Below are 23,009 nucleotides of genomic sequence, written 5' to 3'. Positions count from 1 at the left end.
AGCACATGGCTAGCACTGCGGATAAAAAACCTCTAGTTCTCATCTTAAGTATTTTGATCGCCCTAGGGATCTTAGGCTGGCTTGGCAAACTCTATTACCAAGCCTATAGCCATAAGGTGGACAGATTGCAGGGTTTTATAGAAGCTAGGGAATACAGCGTGAGCTCCAAATTAGCCGGGCGCATTGAGAGCGTGGTCGTCAAAAAGGGGGATCGCATCAAAAAGGGCGATTTAGTCTTTACCATCCACAGCCCCGAGGCGGAGGCTAAATTATTGCAAGCTAGCTCGAGCCACAAGGCTGCGGCTGCTTTGCGCGATGAGGTGTTAAAGGGGAGTCGTAGCCAAACCATCAAAAGCGCTAAAGATGTCTACCAAGCCGCTAAAGCCCAAAGCGACTTGGCTGAGGAAACCTATAAACGCGTGCAAGAACTCTATGACAAGGGTGTAGCCAGCTTGCAAAAACGCGATGAAGCCTATGCGGCTTTCCAAAGCGCCAATTACAATAAAGAAGCCGCGTTCCAGCAATACCAGCTAGCGCGTGAGGGGGCTAGCCAAGAGAGCAAGATCGCCGCTAAAGAAAAAGCCCAAGCGGCTTTAGGGCAACTCAACGAAGTGCAGGTATTTTTGCGCGATAAAAATGCTTATAGCCCCATTGATGGGGAGGTGAGCAATGTTTTACTCTATAGCGGAGAATTAAGCCCCAAGGGCTTTCCGGTTGTCTTAGTAACCGACACCGCGCACGCGTGGTTGAATTTGAGCGTGCCAGAAAAATATTTGAAACAATTTGGTGTGGGGGCTGTGTTTAAGGGCTATGTGCCCGCTTTGGATCAAAGTCTAGAATTCAAGGTTACCTATGTGAGTGTGATGGGGGATTTTGCCACTTGGAAAAGCACAAGTAGCAGTAAGAGTTATGACATGCGCTCTTTTAGCATTGAAGCCACCCCTTTGAGTGAGATGGCGCGCCTGCGTGTGGGTATGAGTGTGTTGGTTAATCCTTGATGTGGTCTAAAATCAGGCAGGACACCTATAGCCTTGTGCTGTGTTTGGGCGCGCCCTTGTTGTTGTGGGCGTTGTTGGCGGGAATCTTTTATAAAGAACTCCCCACCAAACTCCCCATAGGGATTGTGGATTTGGATCACAGCCACCTTAGCCAAGAGATCACACGCGCTTTAAACGCGAGTAGCACCCTTGCCTTGAAGCGTTTTTACCCCTCCCTTAGCGATGCCAAAGTGGATTTGGACAGCAAGCAAATCTATGGAGCAGTGGTGCTTACCACAGATTTAGAACGCCACACCAAATTGGGGATCAAAACTCCCGTGGTGCTTTACTACGATGCGGAGTTTGTGCTGGTGGGCAAGGCGATTTTGAGCGCCTTTACCCAAGTGCTCATGACCTTGAATGTCAAAAATGATGTCGCCGCCAACTTGGGCGCACAAGGGGATCTCAACACCGCTAAAGCCCTAGCCTTCCCCCTACACGCCAATATCCACCCCCTTTACAATGAAAACAACAACTACGCGCAGTTCCTGCTAGGGGTGATCCTGCCATGCATGTGGCAAATCCTTATCGCTTTGGGCATGCTAAACTTTTTGCAACACAGCACCAATACCCTGCAGGCTTTTAACGCCCTGCTTCTCAATTGCGCTATTTTCAGTGTGTGGGGGATTTTAATGTTGGGATTTTTAAAGCCCTATTATACACATTTAGGGTTGCTCTTGGGGGGGGTGGTGTTGATGACACTCAGCATTTCTAGCGTGGTTTTGCTCTTGCACACCCTTTTCAACGATCCCATTAGAAGCACTTCGGTGATTGCGGCTTATACCGCCCCCTCGCTAGCCTTTGTGGGGGTAACTTACCCGGTGAGTAACATGGGCGTGTTAGGGGAGTTTTGGGGGTCTTTATTGCCTGTAAGCTACTTTATTAAAGCTTTGATCGCCCTAGCCCACTATAGCGATGGGGCACTCTTGGCGTGGCAATCCTTATTGAAAATGGGGTTTTTCTTGCTGTTCTTGCCCTTGGGCTTGTGCTTATCTTATCTCAAAGAGAAACGCGCATGAGGGTGTTTTTAGAGGAGTTTAAAGCCATTTTTACGCATGCCGGGGTGCGCTTTATCATCATTGTAGGACCCTTGTTTTACGCCTTTCTCTATCCCTTGCCCTATAAAAACGACATCGTAACACGCCAGGCAGTCGTGCTAGTGGATTTGGATCAAAGCACGCTTTCTAGACGGCTTGTGCGCATGTTAGAGAGCGCGCCCAATATCCATATCACGCATTTTTCCCAATCCCCCCAAGAGGCTAAAAAATTATTAGAAACAGAGAAAGTCTACGCCATTGTGTTGATCCCTAAGTTTTTTGAGCGCGCTATTTACACCAGCACCCCCGCACGCGTAGAGCTCTACACCAATGCCAATTACTTCCTCATTTACAGCGCGATCGCCAACGCGGTAGTGGATGTGCTAGATGCCCTAAGCGATGCGATCAAAACCCATAAAAGCCTATTTGAAAGCGAGATCGCCAAAGAACACAGCCTCTTTATCTTGCAAACCATCCCGCTTTACAACCCCTCTGTGGGCTATCTTAACTACGCCATCGCCAATGTCTTTATTTTCATTTTGCACCAAACTTTACTCATGGGAGCTAGTATGCTTACCTGCGCGCAAGGGCGTTCTTACCCCCAATTCTCTAGTGCGCTGGGTTTTATTTGGGTGCGCTGTGTGTGTTTTAGTCTGATCTACGCCTTTTTAGCCTTGTTCTACTTGGGAGTGCTTTTTCCCTACTATGGGATTCATATCCATGCTAACCCCTCTGTGTTGCTAGCGATCATGCTGGTGTTTTTGATGAGCACAGCAAGTTGTGGGGTGGTGTTGGGCACTTTTGTGCGCAAAGGCGTGCAAGCAGCCCAAATTGTGCTGATCTCTTCTTTACCCTTGATCTTTATGGTGGGCTTTATTTGGCCCTTAGAACTCTTGCCTAGCTTTTTGCGCCTCCTCTTGCAGATTGTGCCTGCCTACCATGGCATCTCTTCTATGGTGATGTTAAACCAATTAGGCGCGCCCTTGAGCGCGCTCTTTGGGCATGTGATCTATTTGGTGGGAATCTTGGGGTTAGCTCTGTGTGTGGGTGCGTGGCGACTCTCAAGGAAATCTCTTGCCTAGCTTTTTGGCTTTTAAAGAAGCCTTTCCCCACACCATCCCTTTGTTAGTGGGTTTTATTCTAGTGGGTGCGACTTTTGGGGTGTTGGTGCAACAAGCCGGGTATGGATTCTTGATCGCGGTGTTTATGAGTGTGTTTATCTACGCCGGCGCGGTGCAGTTTTTGGTGGTGGGTTTGTTGGGCGCGCATGCGGACTTGCTCAATATTTTTCTCTTGGTGGCATTGCTCAATGCGCGCCAAATTTGCTACGCGATCGCCATGCTTGAGCCCTTCAGCGCATCGGGTAAGCGGGTGTTTTACCTCTCCCACACCCTCACAGATGAAAGCTTTTCGCTTCTAAGTTTTGCTAAAGCCAAGCAGAGCGATCCTCAAGATTTCATGTTAGCTGTCTGCTTGCTTAACCAGGTGTATTGGGTGGTGGGGACGGCTTTGGGAGCGATCTTGGGCGAGGGGTTTAGCCTCAATGTGGAGGGCATTTCTTTTATTGTGGCGGGGACTTTTTTGGTGATTTTTATGGAGCAGTGGCGCGCCACAGAACGCCACGCCCCCGCGCTCATCGGCTTATTGAGCGCGCTGGGGTGTTTTTTGCTCTTTGGCAAAACCCATTTTCTCTTACCCACATTATTAGTGATGGTTAGCCTTTTTATCTTCTTTAAAAAGCGTTTGGAGTGAGCGATCTGTATGTGTGGCTAGCCCTCATCATCACAGCCACCACCACCTATTTTATCCGCATCTTCCCCTTTTTGCTCTTTAACGCCAAACGCCCCGCGCCTAAGATATTGCTCTACTTGGGGCGGGTTTTGAGCTTGGGCGTGGTGGGGATGTTGATTGTCTACAGCCTCAAAGACGCGCCTTTTTCTATTCCCCCCTATGGGCTTAATGAAGTGTTAGCGGTGGCTTGTGTGGTGATCTTGCATGCCCTCTTGCGTGTCTTTGCGCTGAGTGTTATCGGGGGCACAGCGCTTTACATGTGGCTGGTGCAAAGCGCGATCTTAGTGCAACTCTTTTAGAATTTGTAAAGGTACATGCAATTGAACATCAAGGAGGTTTCAAAGCGATCGGAGGCAAGCAGGGTTTTATTAGTGGGCAGGAGTTTTACACCTACCTCAAGGCGGTGTTTGGTGTAAAGCGTGAGAGTGATCCCGCCCTGCACAATGAGTCCAGCCGTGTAGATCACATGCTTGTTTTTAAAACTAAAATCCGCATCATCGGTGTAGATCACTGCCCCAAAACCCGCCCCCCCATATACCCCTAAGAAATGCTGGTAAGAGCGCGTCAAATGGATCTCTAGGGGGATTTCTAGCCCTAGGCTAGCCACCCCATAAAAAGAGTTGGAGGGGTTGTATTTGGCGCGCCAATTCACACTGGAAGTGGCTAAATCCAACGCGATAAATCCGCGTAATCCGATGTAATTTTGAAAAAAGGTCTGCAACCCTCCCTTGAAACTCAAAATGGCAGGGAAACTTTTCAATTTGGTGTTCTTGTAATCTTTTTTGATATTGATCATCCCAAAACCCATGCCAAAATACCCGCCATTTTTTAATCTGAGCTGTTTGTGTTGGTTGTAAAGGCGCGTATAAGTGTCCTGTTCTTTGAGCCACATCTTTTCTTGTGCGCCCAAGGCGATCTGCAAACCCCAACCCAACAAGACAATCCGTGCGCGCTTCAAACTACTACCCGTTATGCTTTTATTGTATAATAGCACACAGCCCCCACAATTTTAATGTGGATGACTTTTGCACTAAGGGATCTTGTGGTCGCGACAGCACCTGTGGGTTATGTGGAGTCTAATACCCTGTTTTTGCGCGGAGATTGGGATTTTAAAACCCCTGCAGGCGCGCTCAAGCAATTAGAGGGCGTGATTAAGAACGCCCCACCCATCCAAGCGATTGATTTTAAAGAAGTGGGGAGTTTGGATTTCGTCTTCTTGATGTTACTCTACGATCTGCTTGGGCGTAAGAAGCCCGCGTTTCTCAACGCCAACATTTACAACGGGCGGGTGTTGGAGGTGGTGGAGAGTTGGGTAAGAGAGGACCCTAGCATTTTGGCTAGAGAACAACCCAGCCGTCCCAAACACAATCCCATCGCCAAATTAGGTCAGAGCGTGGCTTCCTTTTTTAATACCGTGCTCAACACCTTTAATTTCTGTGGCATGGTGCTTTATTTTTTGGGGCGCGCGTTTATCAAACCCAAGAGTCTATGCCTAACCCCCCTCATCCACCACATCCATGAGAGTGGGTTTAAGGTGTTGCCTGTGAGCATTCTAACCGTCTTTGTGGTGGGCTTTGCGATCGCTTTGCAGGGGGCAATCCAGTTGCAAGAATTGGGTTTTCCTTTGATGAGTATTGAGATGACCGCCAAGCTAGCCCTAAGAGAGATGGGTCCCTTTATTTTAACTTTAGTGGTGGCAGGGCGGAGCGCCTCTAGTTTTACCGCCCAGATTGGGGTAATGAAGATCACCGAAGAACTCGATGCGATGCACACCATGGGGCTTAATCCCTTTGCATGGTTAGTCCTGCCCAGAGTGTTAGCCCTAGTGATCGTGATGCCCCTGATGGTTTTTATTGCCGATGCCTTTGCGCTCTTGGGGGCGATGGTGGCGATCAAATACCAGCTAGGGGTTACCTTTAGCCACTATGTCGCGCGCTTGCATGAGAATGTGGGTTTGAGTCATTTCTTTGTAGGGCTCATTAAAGCCCCCTTTTGGGGTTTTGCCATCGCTTTGGTGGGGTGTATGCGCGGGTTTGAAGTCAAGGGGGATACCGAGTCCATTGGCACACTCACCACTATAAGCGTGGTGAACGCGTTGTTTTGGATCATCTTTTTAAACGCGTTGTTTTCGGTGATCTTTAGCAGATTGGATATGTAGGTTCGCTATGACGACACCGCGTTTGATTGAGGTTTGCGATCTCTACACCGCTTATGGCGCGCATGTGATCCATAAGGGCGTGAGTTTTTCGGTTTACAAGGGAGAGGTTTTGGCGATCTTGGGGGGGAGTGGGAGTGGGAAGAGCACTTTACTAAGGAGCATGATCTTACTCAACAAACCCCTAAAGGGCACAATCCGCATTTTTGGCATGGATATTTGGCAACTCAAGGAGGCACAACGCTACAAACTCTTCCACCGCATCGGGATGCTATTCCAATTTGGCGCGCTCTATAGCTCTTTGAGCGTGTTGGAGAATGTGGGGATCATGCTTGAAGAGCACAGTGCCTACCCCAAAAGCAATATTGTAGAAATCTCTAAAATGTGGCTCGATCGCGTGGGGTTAAGCAAGCAAGTTTACCACCTCTACCCCTATGAGCTCAGTGGCGGGATGAAAAAGCGCGTGGGGCTAGCAAGAGCGATGGCGACCAATCCAGATATTTTATTCTTAGATGAGCCCACTAGCGGGCTAGACCCCTATTCGGCTGATAAATTTGACGCGCTGATTCTCTCGCTCAAAGAAGCCTTAAAACTCACCGTGGTGATGATCACCCATGATCTAGACTCCATTAAAAACGCCGTAGATCGCTTTATCATGCTCAAAGACGGGCTGATTAGTTTTGATGGGACTTTGGCTGAATTTGTGCAACGCACCAAGCAAGTGCCTTTAGAAGAGGGCAATCTATTCAATTCCACACGAGGAGAGAAGTTTTGGAAAGACATGTGAATTACACCTTGATTGGGGGGATTTTCTTGGCTTGTGTAGCCAGCATGGCTATTTTCATCATGTGGCTAGGGCATGTCAATTTTGAAGAAGAGGACTACTTGCGCTATGTGGTCTATACAGACAAGGATTTAAGTGGGATTGGGGCTAACACCCCCATTAATTACAAGGGAATCCAAATTGGCACGATCAAAGCCGTAGGTTTTGATCCCCAACATTTAGGGGTGGTTAAACTCACTATTGACATCAAAAGCAAAGTGCCCATCACCAAGGACGCGACTCTCAAGGTAGAATCACAGGGCTTGGTGGGGATCAAATATCTAGCCTTGATTCAGGGCAAGTCTAAAGAGTTTTACACCAAAAGCGATTCTGAGCGCATCTTGCACTACGAACAGAGTTTTTTAGAAAAGCTTAGCAATAGCGCGGGGCATATCTCCAATGAGGTGCTAGGGATCATCAAGAGCATCGATCAAATTCTAAGCCCGGAGAATGTAGAAAATATCCACAAGATTATCGCCTCTATCCAACAGAGCGCGCAGGGCTTGGATGCGACTAAAAACGACTTAGATCGCCTCCTAGTTAAAGCGCACCAAACCCTAGAAAAAGGCGATGTCTTGTTATCCAAAGGCGATACCCTGTTTAATAAGGGCAGTGTCTTGCTCCAACATGGCGATCAACTAATCCTTGATGTCGATCACAAGGTGCAACAGGGGCAATTTGATCTAAAGAGCATGTTAAGCCCCCTACTCATGCAAGCCCAATTGAGTTTGCGCAATATCGATCAATTCGTGCAAAAAGGATCGTTGCTCATGGATAAATTTGACACCAACCCCTATAAAACTCTCTTTGGGGAACATAAATGAGGGCTTGGTTGATCGCGCTGTTTGTGCCCCTGTTGAGCGGGTGTTTGAATCTCAATCTCAAACAGACCTTGCCGGAGATAAGCTATTACGATCTCAACACCCAAAGCGCGCCCCCTGTGTGCGCCCACCCTAAAAGCCTTGCTTTGGTGGGGGTGTTGGGCGCGGATTTGATCAACACTAAGGACATCTTGATCAAACGCTCTGATGGGCGCATTGAGCGCGCCAGCAGAGAAAAATTTGCGGACTTACCCATCAATATGCTTAAAAACATGCTCGTTTTAGAGGCGATGCGCCAATGTTTGATCTTGAGTGTGCCTCCTAGCAACGCGCAAGATAGCCTTAAACTCAGCTTGCTCTCCTTGGGCTTGGTCCAAGAGGGGCGCGTTTACAAAGCCCAGATTGTGCTCTCTGTAGACACCAATACCCAGAGTTTCATGGTGTTAAAAAGCCAACCCACCGCGCTAATGCCTGAAAACAAGGATATAGAACTCCCCATAGGCGCGATTCAAGCCCTGCAACAAGTCAGCGCGCAGGCGATCGCACAGGTCATTAACCAAGTGAAAACCAGCTTATAAGGACGGGCATGCTAGAGAACGAACGCAGCAACCATGCACCAGACAGCTTTGAAGAGGTCTTACAAGAAGATTTAGAATCTAGAGATGAGGAGAGTCAATCTAGTGTTTATAAGGAATTTTTGGACATGGCGCATAAAGCCTATAGAGAACGCCATTATGAAGAAGCTCTCTCTAGCTACCAGCAAGCCGCAGAACTTGGGAGTTCTAGGGCTTTGGTGTATTTAGGCGTGATGTATGCCAATGGGAGGGGGGTAGCCCAAGATGACGCTAAAGCCTTGGACTATTTCCAGCAAGCTGCCAATCTGGGCGACACACAGGGTTTTGTCAATTTGGGTGTGATGTATAACTTGGGCAAGGGGGTCAAAAAGGATTACCAAAAAGCCTTAGACTACTTCAAACATGGGGCTAGTTTGGAAGATGTGAACGCCTTGAATTACTTGGGGTTAATGTACCGCACGGGCAATGGGGTGGGTGTGGACTATGCTAAAGCCCTAGAGTATTACCAGCAGGCTGCCGATCGCGGGAGTGTGAAAGCCTTGGTGAGCTTGGGGAGCATTTATTACACCGGGCATGGGGTGAGCAAGGATTATACCAAAGCCCTAGAATACTTCCAACAAGCCGCTGATTTGGGCGATGCACGCGCGTGTTATAACCTAGCTGTCATGTATGAAAATGGGGAGGGGGTGGAGCAGGATATAGAGAAATCCCTAGAACTCTTCAAAGAATCCGCGCAATCAGGCTTTGCTCAAGCCACTTGCGCCTTAGCTAACATGTATGAAAGGGGCGAGGGGGTGGAGCAAGACATGGACAAGGCGATCGCGCTTTATCAAGAGGCTGGAGAAATGGGGAATGCGGATGCTCTCTCTAATTTGGCGACTTTATACCGCACCGGTAAAGGGGTGGAACAGGATAAATACACGGCGATTGCTTACTACAAAGAAGCCGCAGATTTAGGTGATGCGCAGGCTTTTGCCAATTTGAGTGCCATGAATACCCAAGTGAGCAATCACAAGGCGCAAACTCTTTATAATTTAGGCGTGGTTTATACCGATGGACAGGGGGTGCCAAAAGATGAGGCTAAGGCTTTAGATTATTTCCAACAAGCCGCCAAACTTGGGCATGCTAAGGCTAATTACAATTTGGGGGTGATTTATAATAGGGGGTTGGGAGTGCAAAAGGACGCGATTCAGGCGTTCTCCCATTTCCAAGAGGCAGCTAGATTGGGCGATGACAAGGCTTATTACAATTTGGGGGTGATGTGCGAATATGGCAGAGGCACGCCACAAGACATCCCCCAAGCCATTCTCTACTTTGAAGAGGCGGCTAAAATGGATAATGCTAGTGCCCTGCACCATTTGGGTTCGCTCTACCATATAGGCAAGGGTGTAGAAAAAGATATTCCAAAAGCCTTTGCCTACTTCCATAAAGCCGCGCAGTTGGGTTCGATCAAGGACTGCTACAATGTGGGGGTAATGTATAGTATGGGTGATGGGGTGGAGCGCGACATCGAACAAGCGCTTAGTTTTTTCCAAAAGGCTGCCAATGAGGGCAATTCTAACGCGCTGTATAACATGGGGTTGATCTACTACCAGGGCGAGGGGGTGCAAAAGGACTTGGATAAGGCTAAAGATTGCTTCAAGCGCGCAAGCGAGTTGGGGAATAAAAAAGCCAGCGAAATCTTAGCTGTTTTGAAGAGTTAGCAATTCTTGGGCGTGCCCAATCACCTCCTCAGGGGTGATCTCTTGCATGCAGGCATGGGGTTTGATTGCCCCCCCGGGCTGGAGCGGGCAGATGCGCTTTTTACAAGGCGCGCAGGGCAGGTTTTTAGAAATGAGGCGCGCATGGGGGTGTTGCCATGGGCTAGTTTCTTGCATGTCAGTAGGACCAAAAAGGGCGATCAAGGGGATTTGTAAAGCCGTGGCAATGTGCATAGGACCGCTATCATTGGTGATAAAGAGATCAAGGGTGGCTAACATGACGATGAGCTCTTGCAAAGTGGTTTGGTTGCAAAGATTGATGAGTTTAGGATGACTCCCAATGAGGCGCGCAATTTCTCCCACCACTGCTAAATCCCCCTGCGCGCCAAACAAATACACTTCATAGCTTTGATCTAAAAAATGCGCCCCCACTTGGGCGAAATGCTTTGCACTCCAACGCTTCGCGCTCCCATAAGCTGCCCCCGGGTTGAGCCCGATGCGCTTACCTAGTTTGTGCGCTGGGGGGGTGTGGAGTTTGAGGGGGGGAGGGGTGGGGTCTAAATGGGGGATACACGCGCTTAAAAGGTGGTAATAACGCTCCACTTGGTGGGCATTAGCAAGGGGTTTAGGGGTGTGTGTGAGCAAAAAAGTGCGCCCAAACTTGGCATAACCAATGCGCATGGGGGTTTTTGTGAAGTAGAGTAACAACGCGCTGTAAATGTGGTTGGTCAGCGTGATTGCTAGATCGCAGATGCCGATGCGTTTAGCCAGTTGGTAGGTGGCTAATAGGCGATTCTTGGCTTGCTTGGTGGTGTCAATGATGGTAGTAATGTTAGGATCATCTTTAAAAAGCGCGCACACCACAGCAGAACCCACAAGAATAAATGCGCTCTCTTTGTAGTGAGACCTTAAAGTCTCAAGCATAGGGGTTGCCATCACCCCATCGCCTAGCCAATTAGGCAAACGCAGTAAAATTTTCATGCTCAACCACACCCGTTAAGATCGTAGGGGGTATGTTACGATAGAACATGTTATATTCACTTAAATTTATCTAATATGGACGGGTATTGAAAAGCATCAGAACTAAGGCGACAATCTATGCCATGGTAGGGTTTTTGCTGGTGATGGGGGTGGTTTATGTTTCCTTGCGCGCGGGGTATGAAAATCTAGCGACCAAACAGAGTGTAGAGCTCATCCAAGTGTTAAACCAAGCCCTAATGAATAGTGTGAAAGAAGCCGCGCTCACAGGGGACCCCCAACAGCTCAAATTGGTTATCCATGATAGCACCAGCATTGAAGGGGCGCAGGTGAGCTTTGTGCCCTCTAAGGAGGTGATCGCGTTGTTTGGGTTAAATGAGCCTTTTACAGACAATGTAGAAATGCAACAGATTTTCAAAAACAAAGACCCCCAAAGGCGCACCCGCCTGATTTCTGAGGGGAATCAACACCATATCCTCTTGCGCCAACCCTTTATCGCCGATAAGCTTTGTCTAAATTGCCATGTCAATTCCCAACTAGGCGATGTGATCGCGATCTTGAATGTGCGCTTTGATCTGACCAAAACCTACGATCAAATCTTTAGCAACACCCTTAAGACGCTGGGTTATATTTTGGGGGTGTTCTTGGGTATTAGCCTCATCATGTTTTTTGTGGTGGAGAAGGACCTTTTTAAACCCTTAATGCGTTTGAGAAGCATGGCAGGCACGCTCACCCAAAGCAAGGAAGCGGATTTGACAAAACGCCTAGAGAGCAAGGTCTTAGATGAGGTGGGGAGCACCTCGCATTACTTCAATCTCTTTATCCAAAAGATTCAAGGCATTGTGCAGAGTGGGAAAAATATCCTCTCTTCTAATGTTGCCATTAGCCACTCTATTAAAGAAACTTCTCAAAGTTTAAAATCTAATGAAGTGCATGAAACCACCAGCATTGAAACTATGCACCAACTCAGCCAAGAGGTGGACAAAAATTCTAGCGCAGCCCTAGACTTGCTAGAGCGCGCCACCACCACGATTCAGAGCGCCGATCGCATGATGCAAGAGTTTTCTCAAAGTATGAATGGTTATGTGCAACTCTCCCTAGATGCCTCTAAAAACCAGATTGAGATCGCCAACGACTCCACAACCCTCATCGCCCAAGCTAACGAAATTAAGGGAGTGTTATCCATCATTGAGGGCATTGCCAACCAAACCAATTTACTAGCCCTGAATGCCGCCATTGAAGCCGCACGCGCGGGCGAGCATGGGCGCGGGTTTGCGGTGGTGGCTGATGAGGTGCGCAAACTAGCCGAGCAAACCCAACAGTCTTTAGCAGAGATTGCGGGCATGGTGAATGTGGTAACCCAGAGCATTGAGGGGATGGGCGGGCGCATTAAAAAGATTGCTTTGGAGTCTGAGCAAATCTCTAGTGAAGCCTCCGGCTTGGTGAATCGAATCGATGGGGTGCAGGAGAGTCTATCTATCTCTAAGCAAACCTCCCTAGAAGCGATCGCTAGCAATCAAGAGATCTGTTCTAAAATCCAAGAGATCGCCAAAGTTACCCAAGATCTAGTAGATATGTTTAAGAACATGAAAAGCGAGCGCGCCAAACTAGAGGGCAATGTTAAAGAAATGCTCAATAACAACGCCCAGCTAGACTCAGAGTTTTCTAAATTCAAGGTATGAGGCTTTTAAGAGGCTTTTTAGCCCCTCTGCTCTAGCATGTGGCAAAGGACACACATGGAAAACTTTACTCATTTACATTTACACACCGAGTACTCCCTACTAGATGGGGCGAATAAAATTAAAGTCTTAGCCCAGCGCATTAAAGAGTTGGGGATGACCAGTGTAAGCATGAGCGACCATGGCAATATGTTTGGGGCGATCGATTTTTACACCTGCATGAAAAAAGAGGGGATCAAGCCCATTATTGGGATTGAAACCTATTTACACAATGCCGAAAAATTAGACGACAAACAGTCGCGCCAACGCTTTCACCTCTGCCTCTATGCTAAAGATCAAGAAGGCTATGCCAATCTGATGTATCTAAGCTCACAGGCTTTTCTCAAGGGCTTTTACTACTACCCACGCATTAATAAAAAACTGCTCAAAGAGCGCGCTAAGGGCTTGATTTGCTCGAGCGCGTGTTTGCAAGGAGAAATTAATTGGCATCTCAACCTCAACAACCCTAGAAATAAGCAATATGGCGCAAAGGGCTATGAGGAGGCTAAGCGTATCGCCTGCGAGTATCAAGACATTTTTGGGGATGATTTTTACATGGAAATCATGCGCCATGGCATTGCCGATCAACTCTACATTGACGAGCAACTCATCAAACTCTCCTTAGAAACCGGGATTAAACTCATCGCCACCAATGATACCCACTACACCAAGCAAACAGACGCACGCGCCCAAGAAATCGCCATGTGTGTGGCGATGAACAAAACCCTAGGAGATAAAGATCGCTTAAAGCACTCCGTGCATGAGTTTTACATCAAATCCCCCGCGCAGATGGCTGAAATTTTTGCAGACATCCCCGAAGCCCTAGAGCACACCCAAGAGATCGCACGCAAATGCCAGCTAGAACTCGATCTTAAAGATGACTCCAATCCCCCCACCCCTCCGCGCTTTAAATTCACTAAGGAATACGCCACTAAAGAGGGGCTAGACCTTGAGCAAGACGCGCTTTACTTTGCCCATAAAGCCAGAGAGGGCTTAAAAAAACGCCTAGAGATCATCGAACCTAGCCAGCATGCCATTTATAAAGAACGCTTAGAATACGAGATCAAGACCATAGTAGACATGAAATTTGCCGGCTACATGCTCATTGTGTGGGATTTTATCCGCCATGCGCGAGAAAATGGTATCCCTGTGGGTCCGGGGCGTGGCTCAGCTGCGGGAAGCTTGGTCGCCTTTTGTTTGCAAATAACAGACATTGACCCACTCAAATACGACCTACTCTTTGAGCGCTTTTTGAACCCCGAGCGCGTGAGTATGCCCGATATTGATACCGACTTTTGTCAAAGACGGCGGGGCGAGATGTTAGACTACATGGTCTCCAAATATGGAAAATACAATGTCGCCCAAGTGATCACCTTTAACAAAATGTTAGCTAAGGGGGTGATTCGCGATGTGGCGCGCGTGCTGGATATGCCCTATAAAGAGGCTGATGAGATGGCTAAACTCATTCCTAATCGTCTAGGAATCACCCTTAAAGAAGCCTTTGAATTAGAACCCAAGATCGCGATGCTCATCAATACCAACGAAACCGCCAAGCAGGTTTGGGAGTTTGCCCTAAGCCTAGAGAATCTGAACCGCTCTGCGGGCAAGCATGCGGCTGCGCTGGTGGTGGATAGCGAGCGCGAACTCTGGCACAAGACCCCACTTTACACCAGTGAGCGCACGGGGGGAATTGTTACCCAATACTCTATGAAGTATTTAGAAGCGGTGGATTTGATCAAGTTTGACTTTTTGGGGCTCAAAACTTTGAGCGTGATTGATGACGCGCTCAAACTCATTGAAAAATACGCCCATAAAAAAATCGACTTTTTAAGCATGGACATGGACGACCCAGAGGTTTACAAGACTATGCAAGAGGGCAACACCATTGGGATCTTCCAAATTGAATCGGGCATGTTCCAAACCCTCAATAAACGCCTACGCCCCTCTTGTTTTGAGGACATCATCGCCACCATCGCTTTAGGGCGACCCGGACCTATGGAGTCGGGGATGGTGGATGATTTTGTCAATCGCAAACACGGATTAGAGCCCATCACTTATGCTTTTGAGGCACTAGAACCCATTTTGCGCCCCACTTATGGGACCATTGTCTATCAAGAGCAAGTGATGCAGATTGTGCAGACCATCGGGGGCTTTTCTTTGGGCGAGGCGGATTTGATCCGCCGTGCGATGGGTAAAAAGGACGCACAAATTATGGCAGATAACCGCGCCAAATTCATCGAGGGGGCGCGCAAAAAGGGTTACGAGGCGGACAGGGCGGGTGATCTTTTCGATCTGATCGTCAAATTTGCCGGTTATGGCTTTCCAAAAACCCACTCGACTGCTTACGCCATGCTCACCTTCCAAACCGCCTATCTGAAAACCCACTACAAACACGAGTTTATGGCAGCGATGATCAGCAGTGAATGCCGCCACATTGAGGAAGTTGCCCACTATGTAGAGGAGGCGAGCTCTATGGGCATTAAAGTGCAACGTCCCCATGTGAATGTGTCCGATGTACGCTTTAGGGTGCAAGAGGAGGGGGGAGAAAAATATATTGTCTTTGGTTTGGAGGCGATCAAGGGGGCGGGTGAAGGACCTTTGGGCACTCTGGTAGAAATCCGCGAACAACAGGGCGCGTTTAAGGATTTATGGGATTTTATTAGCAGGATCGACTTTTCTAAGTTTAGCAAGCGCATTTTAGAGCCCTTGATCAAGTCGGGGAGTTTGGACAATTTGGGCTACAATCGGCGCACCATGCTAGAAAATTTGGATGCGATCTGTGAGGAGGGGCGCAGAAAGGACAAGACAAACGCCCAAATGCGCGCGGGGTTGTTTGCAGACGCGCAGGTGGAGCGCGCCCATTTGGAGCTAACTCCCTATGAGGAGTATGATACTAACACTCTATTAGATTTTGAATACGAATGCATGGGGATTTATTTTTCAGGACACCCCTTAAATGAATTTAAGGATCAAATCAAGCCTTTAAAAAATATCCTCAAAAGCACGGATATTAAACGGGTGGAGTTGGGGAGTAATGTGGTCTTAGTGGGCAAGATTTTAGAGCTCAAGCGCAAATTAGGCAAAAAGAGTAAAAAGCCCTATGGCGAGGCAGTGATTGTAGATTCATCCGGGCGTTTTGAGCTGATGCTTTTTGAGCGACAACTCAACACCTTGGAACAATTAGATAGCAATTTACCCCTAGCGTTCAAATGCAAGGTGGAGGAACAAGAGGAGGTCGCGCGTTTGCGCCTCTTTGAGATCAAAACCTTGGAGCAGATCGCCACAGAAAAGATCGCTAAAGTGCGTTACAAAGCAGAGGCACAACCTAGCGACATCGAGCCCTTAGACTTGCAAGCCGACTTCAATAAGGGCACTTCTTGCTTGCAGGGGCAACCCTTGTGTTTAGTTGTAGATACTAGCGTGCCTGTGGAGTTATTTGCCCACTTAAAAGAGGTCGCCCACACGCACAAGGGCGAGCGTGCGCTATGCGTGATCTTTAAGCAAAAGGATAAAAAGATCACCATTAGCACCCCTTTAAGAGTGAGCGCGCAGATTAAAGAGAGCTTTAAAAATTATCAGTGGGTGGATTGATGCGCTTAAATCAGTTTATCGCGCGTTATGCGCATTGCTCGCGCCGTCAAGCCGATACCTTGATTGCAGAGGGCAAGGTCAAGATCAACCACCAAATCGCCAATTTCACCACGCCTCTAAAACCAGAGGATAAAATCTTTGTAGAGGGCAGATTGCTTAAAATCCCCAAAGCCCCGCGCTATAGTGTGATCCTCTACCACAAGCCTAAGGGGGAGCTAGTGGCGCGCAAGGATAATCGCGCCCGTCGCACTATCTTTGAGAGCTTGGAGCGTAAATTCGCCCATTTTATCCCTGTGGGGCGTTTGGATTTTGCCTCTAGTGGGCTTTTATTATTGAGTGATCATAGTGGGGTAGCTAGCGCGTTAATGCACAGCGCGCTAGAGCGGGTGTATTTGCTCAAAATTGAGGGACCTATTACCCCTGAGATTGTAGAGGGCATGCAAACAGGGATTTGCTCCTCTAAGGGCGCACATCCCAAAAATCCTAAACAGAGCCTGCAACTCCCCCCCTTTGCCCATTGCCACATCCTCAAAAACCACCCGCATTTTTCTAAGCTCAAAATCACTCTCACAGAGGGCAAGAATAGAGAATTGCGCCGCTTTTTCGCCCATTTTGATCGCGCGGTGTTAGATTTACAACGCGTCTCTTATGGCTTTACCCATCTTAATGCCCTCCCGGTAGGCAAAACCCGCTATCTAAACCCCAAAGAATACCAGCATTTACATGCTTTTTTAAAAGATGTGAGGCTTTAAGACATGTATCCCCTAAATCAATCATTGCAAGAGCATGAGGAACAAGCCACAGGCTTGCCCGGTGTGGGCAGACACCCCCTAAAAAAATTATTACAAGAACATGCCCCTAATGGGGTGGAGTTTGTGGAGTTGGGGGAGGTTGCGGATGTGGAGATTAGCAAGGGGACAACTATCAGCAAGCAAAATACACGACAAGGGCATATTAAAGTAGTGGGGGGCGGGCTAAGTTATGCTTATTTACATAACAAATCTAATCGCCCCAAAAACACCATCACAATTAGCGCATCAGGGGCTTATGCGGGCTTTGTTAATTTTTGGAACGAAGAAATTTTTGCCTCAGATTGCACGACTATTAATAGCTCTTGTATACCCGCTAAATTCATCTACTATGCCCTGAAAAGTATGCAAAAACGCATTTACAACTTAGCACTTGGGGCTGCTCAGCCCCATGTTTACCCAAAGGATATTAAAACCCTCAAAATCCCCCTCCCCCCCTTAATCATACAAGAGAAAATAGTAACCATTCTTGACGCCTTCACAGAGCTTAGCGCAGAGCTTAGCGCAGAGCTTAGCGCAGAGCTTAGCGCAGAGCTTAGCGCAGAGCTTAGCGCAGAGCTTACAGCAAGAAAAAAACAATATGCTTACTACCTCAATGCGCTTTTAGACTTTGGAGAGCCTCTATTAGCTAGTGCGCCCTCCAGCCAGGGCCACCCTAGCCCTATGCGCGCCACAAAAGAGATTCAACATGCCTTGTTAAAAACAAGTTTTAGAATAGAGTGGGTGGAGTTGGGGGAGGTGGCAACAATCCAGCGCGGAGCTTCACCAAGACCTATTGGCAACCCAAAATGGTTTGACCAAAATTCATCAATACATTGGGTTAGAATTGCCGACCTTGAAGGCAAGTATCTTACGACAACAACCCAAAAATTGAGCCAAGAGGGGATTAAAAAAAGCCGTTTTGTGCCAAAAGGGCATCTAATCATGAGCATGTGCGCCACTCTTGGGGAAGTCGCTATTACAGATGTAGATTGTTGCATTCATGACGGCTTTGTCTGCTTTTACGATCTCAGCCCAAAAGTTGATATAAACTTTTTATTTTATTGGCTACATAAAATCAAATACCAGTGGCGCAAACTCGCACAATCAGGATCGCAAGCCAACCTAAATACTAATCTGATAAAACAGGCGTTAATCCCCCTCCCCCCTCTGATAGTGCAAGAAAAAATTGTAGACATCTTAGACCGCTTCCACACCCTCACCACAGACCTACAGCAAGGCTTGCCCGCTGAGATACAAGCAAGGCAAAAGCAATATCATTACTATTTAAACGCCCTGCTAGAGTTTGACTCCAAGTAAGGGCAGGGAGTGTTAGCCACGGATCGCATTTTACAGGGAGATTGCTTAAGAGTTTTGCCCACTCTACCTCCTGAGAGTGTGGATCTCATTATTGCCGATCCGCCCTATTTTATGCAAACTCAGGGGGAGTTGTTGCGCAATAATGGGGAGGTCTTTGCAGGGGTGCGTGCAGAGTGGGATCGCTTTGAAAGCTTGCAGGCTTACGATTCTTTTTGTGTGGCGTGGCTCACCGAGTGTAGGCGGGTTTTAAAGGCGCATGGGAGTATTTGGGTGATGGGCTCGTTTCAAAATATCTACCGCTTGGGCTATTTGATGCAAAACTTGGGTTTTTGGATTCTCAATGATATTATCTGGGCTAAACCCAATCCTGTGCCCAATTTCAAGGGGAGTCGCTTTTGTAACGCCCATGAAAGTTTACTATGGTGCGCTAAGGACAAACACGCCCGCTACACCTTTAATTACAAAACCATGAAAGCCCTCAATGACAACAAACAAGAGCGCAGTGTCTGGCATATAGGCATTTGCATGGGGGCAGAACGCCTAAAGGGCGCGGATGGTAAAAAGCTCCACCCCACCCAAAAACCCCAAGCCCTCTTAGAAAAGATCATTCTCTCTAGCAGTAAGCCCGGGGATTTGATCTTAGACCCCTTTTTTGGCACGGGCACCACAGGAGTAATAGCCAAACAATGCAAACGCCACTTCTTAGGCATCGAGCAAGACCCTCTTTTTGTGCAAGAAGCCACCAAGCGCATCGCCAAGATCACCCCTATTACTAACCCCCTCATAGAGGCTAGCCTAGAGATCAAGCCCCCTAAAGTGAGCTTAAAAGAGCTCATCTTAGCGGGTTTTTTGCAAGAAAAACAAAAATTTTACGACAAACAACAAAATTACATCTGTTATTTACTAGAGGATCGTTTGCATGACGATCAAGAGCATTTGAGTATCCACCAAATGGCAGCTAAACACTTAGGCAAGAAAAACCACAATGGTTGGGCTTACTTCTATGTCTTTTGGGAGGGGGAGTTTGTGAGTATAGATGTGTTGCGCTACGCCTACGCGCGCCGCCCCATTCTTAAGATTTAAACAAAATGTTAAGCCTTCTAGCTTAAACTCAAGTTTTGCAAAAGGATGCTCAATGAAGGGTTTTAAATTCAGTGTGCCGTGGGTGGGTTTTTGGGGGGGGTTGGTGCTGGCTTTGGGAGTGTATTACGCCCTTAGCGCGCATTTAGATGTTATTAAACATGTCCTCACTAAACCCGGGCTCAAATTAGATTCTTTGCCCATTGTGGCGGGGGTGGCGATCTTAATGGGGGCTTGGTGGATGAGTGAAGCCATCGAGTTGGTGGCAACAGCCCTTTTACCCTTAGTGCTCTTTAGCGCGCTGGGTGTGGCAAGCTTTAAAGAAGTGGGGGCTTCTTATGGGAGTCCGATCATCTTTTTATTCATGGGGGGTTTCGTGCTGGCGATGGCAATGCAACGCTGGAATTTACATAGCCGTATCGCGCTTAGAATTATTTTACTTGTGGGGACAAGCCCTAGAGCCTTAGTCGCCGGTTTTATGTTAGCGACCGCCTTTTTATCTATGTGGGTTTCTAATACAGCGACTGCTGTGATGATGATGCCCGTGGGCTTGAGTGTGCTAAGTCTTGTGGCTAAACTACTCAAAGAGCAAGAACACCCTAACAAAGCCCAATCCCTAGATGACCCTCTCTCTTACAAGTCCACCCATGGCGGGGCGTTGCACACCATCATGCACAAAACTAAAGAGGTATCCCCCACCCCCACTTATCGCACCAATTTTAGTATTTGTTTGATGTTGGGCATCGCTTATAGCGCCTCTATTGGCTCGCTAGCCACCTTGATTGGCACGCCCCCCAACGCCCTACTAGCTGGCTATATGCAAGAAGCCTTTCATCTAAAAATTGGTTTTGGACGCTGGATGATCTTAGGTGTGCCCATCGCCTTACTTATGCTCTTTGGGGCGTGGTTTTTGCTGACCTTTGTCATTTTCCCTATCAAGATCAAAGAAATCCCGGGGGGTAAGGAGGTGATCGCTGAGGAGTTGCAAAAGCTAGGACCGATGCGTGGAGCAGAGATCTGGGTTGCTTCTTTATTCGTGCTGGCGTGCTTGAGTTGGATTTTTTTGGGTAGCATTTTACACTCTATGGGGATTAAGATCGCCAATTTGGACTCCATTATCGCGATGGGTGTGGCGACTTTGCTTTTTATCATTCCTACCCAACAAACCCGCCTGATTGACTGGGAGACGATGAAAAAACTCCCCTGGGATGTGCTCTTGCTCTTTGGAGGGGGGCTAGCCTTAAGCGCGCAATTTAGCAAAAGTGGGCTATCTCTATGGATTGGGCATCAAGTGGCGCATTTATCCCATCTCCCGCTATTGCTCTTGATTGTCTTAGTAACAACTTTAGTCATCTTTTTAACCGAAATCACCTCCAACACCGCCACGGCTGCGGCTTTTTTGCCCGTGATTGGGGGAGTTGCCCTAGGGTTGGGCTATGAACACTCTCAAGCCCTCTTTTTTACCATTCCTGTAGCCTTAGCCGCCACTTGCGCTTTTATGTTGCCTGTAGCTACCCCACCTAATGCAATCGCCTATGGCTCGGGCTATGTGCGTATCCAAGAGATGATCAAAGCCGGGCTATGGCTCAATCTCTTAGGGATTGTGCTCATTAGTGCGATCGCTTACGCCTTTGTAGGGCAAATCTTTGTTGGGAGTTAGAGGATGGATTTTTCTAGATTGAAGGGGGAGAAAACGCGCTATATCACCGGAGTGCTCTTGATCGCGCTTGTGGTGGTGGTGCTATTGAGCCAGGATATGTGGGTTTTTTGGGCGGTGCTAGGTGTGGTGTATTTGCTAGGGTTTTATGAATCCTTGCGTCTTTATGAAAAGATTCACTCTCTTAGTTTTGCTTTTTGGCATTATGGGCTGGCTGTGGGGGTGTGGGGGTTTGCTTATATTAGCCCGCGTCCTATTGAGAGCGCGTTATGTGTGGGGATGTTTTTTGCAGGTGTCTTAGCCTTTAGGGCAAAGCCTATAGCGCAGGTGCTACCCCTCATTTACCCCACCTTGCCCTTTGTGGTGCTCTTAGCCTTGTTTAAGGATTTTGGGGTGCGCGGGGTGGTGTGGCTGGTGGTGGTCGTGGTGGTGGCTGATGTGGGGGCTTACTTTGGAGGCAGATTGTTAGGTAAAATCCCTCTAAGCCCCACTTCGCCCAAAAAAACCCTAGAGGGCTCTTTTGTTGGTCTAGGTTTATCTAGCGTGCTTGGGGGGTTAGCAGGTATGTGGCATGGGGGTTTTGTATGGGCGTTGGGGGTGAGTGTTGTGGTAGCCTTGAGCGCGATTTTAGGCGATCTCTTTGAGAGTTATCTCAAGCGCAAAGCTGAGGTTAAAGACAGCGGGGCGTGCTTGCCCGGGCATGGGGGGATTTTAGATCGCTTAGATGCGATGCTCTTTGGAGGGATAGCCTTGCATTTTTTACTCTTCTTCTCCCATGTCTAAAAGCGTGGTGATTTTAGGGAGCACGGGCTCAATTGGGACTCAAGCCCTAGAGGTGGCACAAAACTTAGAAGTTGAGCTAGAGGCTTTGAGTGGTGGGCGCAATGAAGCCTTATTATTGCAACAAATCCACACCCATAAGCCCCAAAAAGTCTTTTTACCCCAGCCTAGCAAGGCGTTTTTGCGCGATTTGCCCCCTCAAGTCGCCCTTTTTGCTGGCACGCAAGGGCTAGAGGAGATGTTGCAGGCTTGCCACTCTTTAGTAGTGCTCAACGCTCTAAGCGGCTTTGCTGGACTAAAGCCCACTTTGAGCACTCTTAAACAGAATAAAACCCTTGCATTAGCCAATAAGGAATCTTTAGTCGTAGCAGGTTGGCTCTTAGACACCGCGCAGATGATCCCCATTGATAGCGAACATTTCGGGCTATGGAATTTGCTACAAGGTAGGGATATTCAAGAGGTCGCGCAACTCTATTTGAGCGCGAGCGGGGGGGCGTTGCGCGATTTAAGCCCTGAGCAAATCCCCCACCAAAGCCTAGAAAAAGTCCTAAAACATCCCAACTGGGACATGGGCGCGCATATCACTATCAATGCGGCTAACATGCTCAATAAGCTTTTTGAGGTGTTGGAGGCGCGTTGGCTCTTTGACACAAAGGCGATTGATGCCTATATTGAGCGCACCTCTAGCGTGCATGCCCTTGTGCGCTTTAAAGATCAAAGTCTGCACGCCCAGCTCTCCACTCCAGACATGAAACTTGCCATCGCCCACGCTCTAGCTCCCAAGCAAGCCTGCCAACAAGCCCATATCGCCCCCCTAGATTTGTGCGCTTTGCCCCCCTTGCAATTTGAGCCCATAGACACGCGCAAATATCCCCTATGGGCTTTAAAAGACACCCTATTAGAGAATCCTAAATTAGGCGTGGTGCTCAATGCCAGCGCAGAGGTGGCTACCCAAGCCTTTATAGAGGGCAAAATCCATTTTGGAGGGATCGTCCAAGTGGTAGAGCAAAGCCTAGCGTGCTTTGAAAAAGAGGTAAATGATGTGGCTAATTTAGAGGATATTAGCGCGCTGGATCAACAGGTGCGTGTTTTTGCCACAGTTTTACCCCTAAAGCCTTGACTTTATTTCTCATTTATACTATAATAATGATACAAACT

The 23,009-nt window shown here is 48.0% G+C and carries 20 protein-coding genes; 18 read left to right on the top strand and 2 right to left on the bottom strand.

Annotation, left to right across the window (positions count from 1 at the left end; all coding sequences use genetic code 11):
• Window positions 1-5: 5 nt before the first annotated feature.
• From EAO33_RS01210 to EAO33_RS01190, 5 genes are read left to right on the top strand one after another with little or no spacing between them, the layout of a single operon-like run.
• Complete coding sequence (locus EAO33_RS01210) at window positions 6-998, top strand: HlyD family secretion protein (RefSeq protein WP_120944217.1); 993 nt, start codon at window positions 6-8, stop codon at window positions 996-998.
• Window positions 998-2,056, top strand: coding sequence for an ABC transporter permease (locus EAO33_RS01205; RefSeq protein WP_120944332.1), 1,059 nt, complete (start codon window positions 998-1,000; stop codon window positions 2,054-2,056). Before EAO33_RS01210 ends, EAO33_RS01205 begins: the two co-directional genes overlap by 1 nt.
• Window positions 2,053-3,156 carry an ABC transporter permease gene (locus tag EAO33_RS01200; RefSeq protein ID WP_120944216.1) on the top strand — a complete coding sequence of 368 codons (1,104 nt, stop codon included), beginning with the start codon at window positions 2,053-2,055 and terminating at the stop codon, window positions 3,154-3,156. Before EAO33_RS01205 ends, EAO33_RS01200 begins: the two co-directional genes overlap by 4 nt.
• Entirely contained in the window at window positions 3,149-3,826 is a 678-nt protein-coding gene (locus EAO33_RS01195; protein WP_120944214.1) for an AzlC family ABC transporter permease, read from the top strand. Before EAO33_RS01200 ends, EAO33_RS01195 begins: the two co-directional genes overlap by 8 nt.
• Window positions 3,823-4,164, top strand: coding sequence for a branched-chain amino acid transporter permease (locus EAO33_RS01190; RefSeq protein WP_120944212.1), 342 nt, complete (start codon window positions 3,823-3,825; stop codon window positions 4,162-4,164). The genes EAO33_RS01195 and EAO33_RS01190 overlap by 4 nt, the downstream gene beginning before the upstream one ends.
• Here EAO33_RS01190 and EAO33_RS01185 read toward each other — a convergent pair.
• On the bottom strand, window positions 4,161-4,823 hold the full coding sequence (locus tag EAO33_RS01185) for an outer membrane beta-barrel protein (protein ID WP_235852971.1): 663 nt from the start codon (window positions 4,821-4,823) through the stop codon (window positions 4,161-4,163). The genes EAO33_RS01190 and EAO33_RS01185 overlap by 4 nt on opposite strands.
• Before the next feature lie 84 nt (window positions 4,824-4,907).
• Between EAO33_RS01185 and EAO33_RS01180 the strand changes: the two genes are divergently transcribed.
• From EAO33_RS01180 to EAO33_RS01160, 5 genes are read left to right on the top strand one after another with little or no spacing between them, the layout of a single operon-like run.
• Window positions 4,908-6,023 carry an MlaE family lipid ABC transporter permease subunit gene (locus tag EAO33_RS01180; protein WP_120944210.1) on the top strand — a complete coding sequence of 372 codons (1,116 nt, stop codon included), beginning with the start codon at window positions 4,908-4,910 and terminating at the stop codon, window positions 6,021-6,023.
• 7 nt (window positions 6,024-6,030) lie between these two features.
• A complete protein-coding gene (locus EAO33_RS01175) occupies window positions 6,031-6,807 on the top strand; it encodes an ABC transporter ATP-binding protein (RefSeq protein WP_120944208.1) in 777 nt (258 codons plus the stop codon).
• Complete coding sequence (locus EAO33_RS01170) at window positions 6,792-7,667, top strand: MlaD family protein (protein ID WP_120944206.1); 876 nt, start codon at window positions 6,792-6,794, stop codon at window positions 7,665-7,667. Before EAO33_RS01175 ends, EAO33_RS01170 begins: the two co-directional genes overlap by 16 nt.
• On the top strand, window positions 7,664-8,242 hold the full coding sequence (locus tag EAO33_RS01165; RefSeq protein ID WP_120944204.1) for a hypothetical protein: 579 nt from the start codon (window positions 7,664-7,666) through the stop codon (window positions 8,240-8,242). The genes EAO33_RS01170 and EAO33_RS01165 overlap by 4 nt, the downstream gene beginning before the upstream one ends.
• 8 nt (window positions 8,243-8,250) lie before the next feature.
• The gene (locus EAO33_RS01160) at window positions 8,251-9,942 is read left to right on the top strand and encodes an SEL1-like repeat protein (RefSeq protein WP_120944202.1); all 1,692 of its coding nucleotides are present in this window, start codon (window positions 8,251-8,253) and stop codon (window positions 9,940-9,942) included.
• Here EAO33_RS01160 and waaF read toward each other — a convergent pair.
• Window positions 9,922-10,920 carry a lipopolysaccharide heptosyltransferase II gene (gene waaF, locus EAO33_RS01155; protein WP_120944200.1) on the bottom strand — a complete coding sequence of 333 codons (999 nt, stop codon included), beginning with the start codon at window positions 10,918-10,920 and terminating at the stop codon, window positions 9,922-9,924. The two genes, EAO33_RS01160 and waaF, sit on opposite strands and share 21 nt — an antisense overlap.
• A gap of 86 nt (window positions 10,921-11,006) precedes the next feature.
• Here waaF and EAO33_RS01150 point away from each other — a divergent pair, with 86 nt between their 5' ends.
• Genes EAO33_RS01150 through dxr form a run of 8 tightly spaced genes read left to right on the top strand, consistent with a single transcriptional unit; the run spans window position 11,007 to window position 22,971 of the window.
• Window positions 11,007-12,599, top strand: a complete 1,593-nt coding sequence (locus tag EAO33_RS01150) for a methyl-accepting chemotaxis protein (RefSeq protein ID WP_120944198.1) — start codon at window positions 11,007-11,009, stop codon at window positions 12,597-12,599.
• 54 nt (window positions 12,600-12,653) lie between these two features.
• Window positions 12,654-16,226 carry a DNA polymerase III subunit alpha gene (gene dnaE, locus EAO33_RS01145; RefSeq protein ID WP_120944196.1) on the top strand — a complete coding sequence of 1,191 codons (3,573 nt, stop codon included), beginning with the start codon at window positions 12,654-12,656 and terminating at the stop codon, window positions 16,224-16,226.
• Window positions 16,226-16,978, top strand: coding sequence for a pseudouridine synthase (locus EAO33_RS01140; protein ID WP_120944194.1), 753 nt, complete (start codon window positions 16,226-16,228; stop codon window positions 16,976-16,978). The genes dnaE and EAO33_RS01140 overlap by 1 nt, the downstream gene beginning before the upstream one ends.
• A 3-nt stretch (window positions 16,979-16,981) precedes the next feature.
• On the top strand, window positions 16,982-18,334 hold the full coding sequence (locus tag EAO33_RS01135; RefSeq protein WP_120944192.1) for a restriction endonuclease subunit S: 1,353 nt from the start codon (window positions 16,982-16,984) through the stop codon (window positions 18,332-18,334).
• Window positions 18,335-18,343: 9 nt separating this feature from the next.
• Entirely contained in the window at window positions 18,344-19,417 is a 1,074-nt protein-coding gene (locus tag EAO33_RS01130; RefSeq protein ID WP_120944190.1) for a DNA-methyltransferase, read from the top strand.
• Window positions 19,418-19,469: 52 nt separating this feature from the next.
• Complete coding sequence (locus tag EAO33_RS01125) at window positions 19,470-21,074, top strand: SLC13 family permease (RefSeq protein ID WP_120944188.1); 1,605 nt, start codon at window positions 19,470-19,472, stop codon at window positions 21,072-21,074.
• A 3-nt stretch (window positions 21,075-21,077) separates the two neighbouring features.
• Window positions 21,078-21,854, top strand: a complete 777-nt coding sequence (locus EAO33_RS01120) for a phosphatidate cytidylyltransferase (RefSeq protein WP_120944186.1) — start codon at window positions 21,078-21,080, stop codon at window positions 21,852-21,854.
• Between the two features lie 4 nt (window positions 21,855-21,858).
• Window positions 21,859-22,971: a 1-deoxy-D-xylulose-5-phosphate reductoisomerase gene (gene dxr / locus EAO33_RS01115; protein ID WP_205589472.1), complete on the top strand. Its 1,113-nt coding sequence runs from the start codon at window positions 21,859-21,861 to the stop codon at window positions 22,969-22,971.
• The last annotated feature ends 38 nt before the right edge of the window (window positions 22,972-23,009 follow it).

It is taken from the genome of Helicobacter labacensis (assembly GCF_003660285.1).
GTDB classification, from domain to species: Bacteria; Campylobacterota; Campylobacteria; order Campylobacterales; family Helicobacteraceae; genus Helicobacter; species Helicobacter labacensis.
This window is presented reverse-complemented; position numbering and strand designations above follow the sequence as displayed.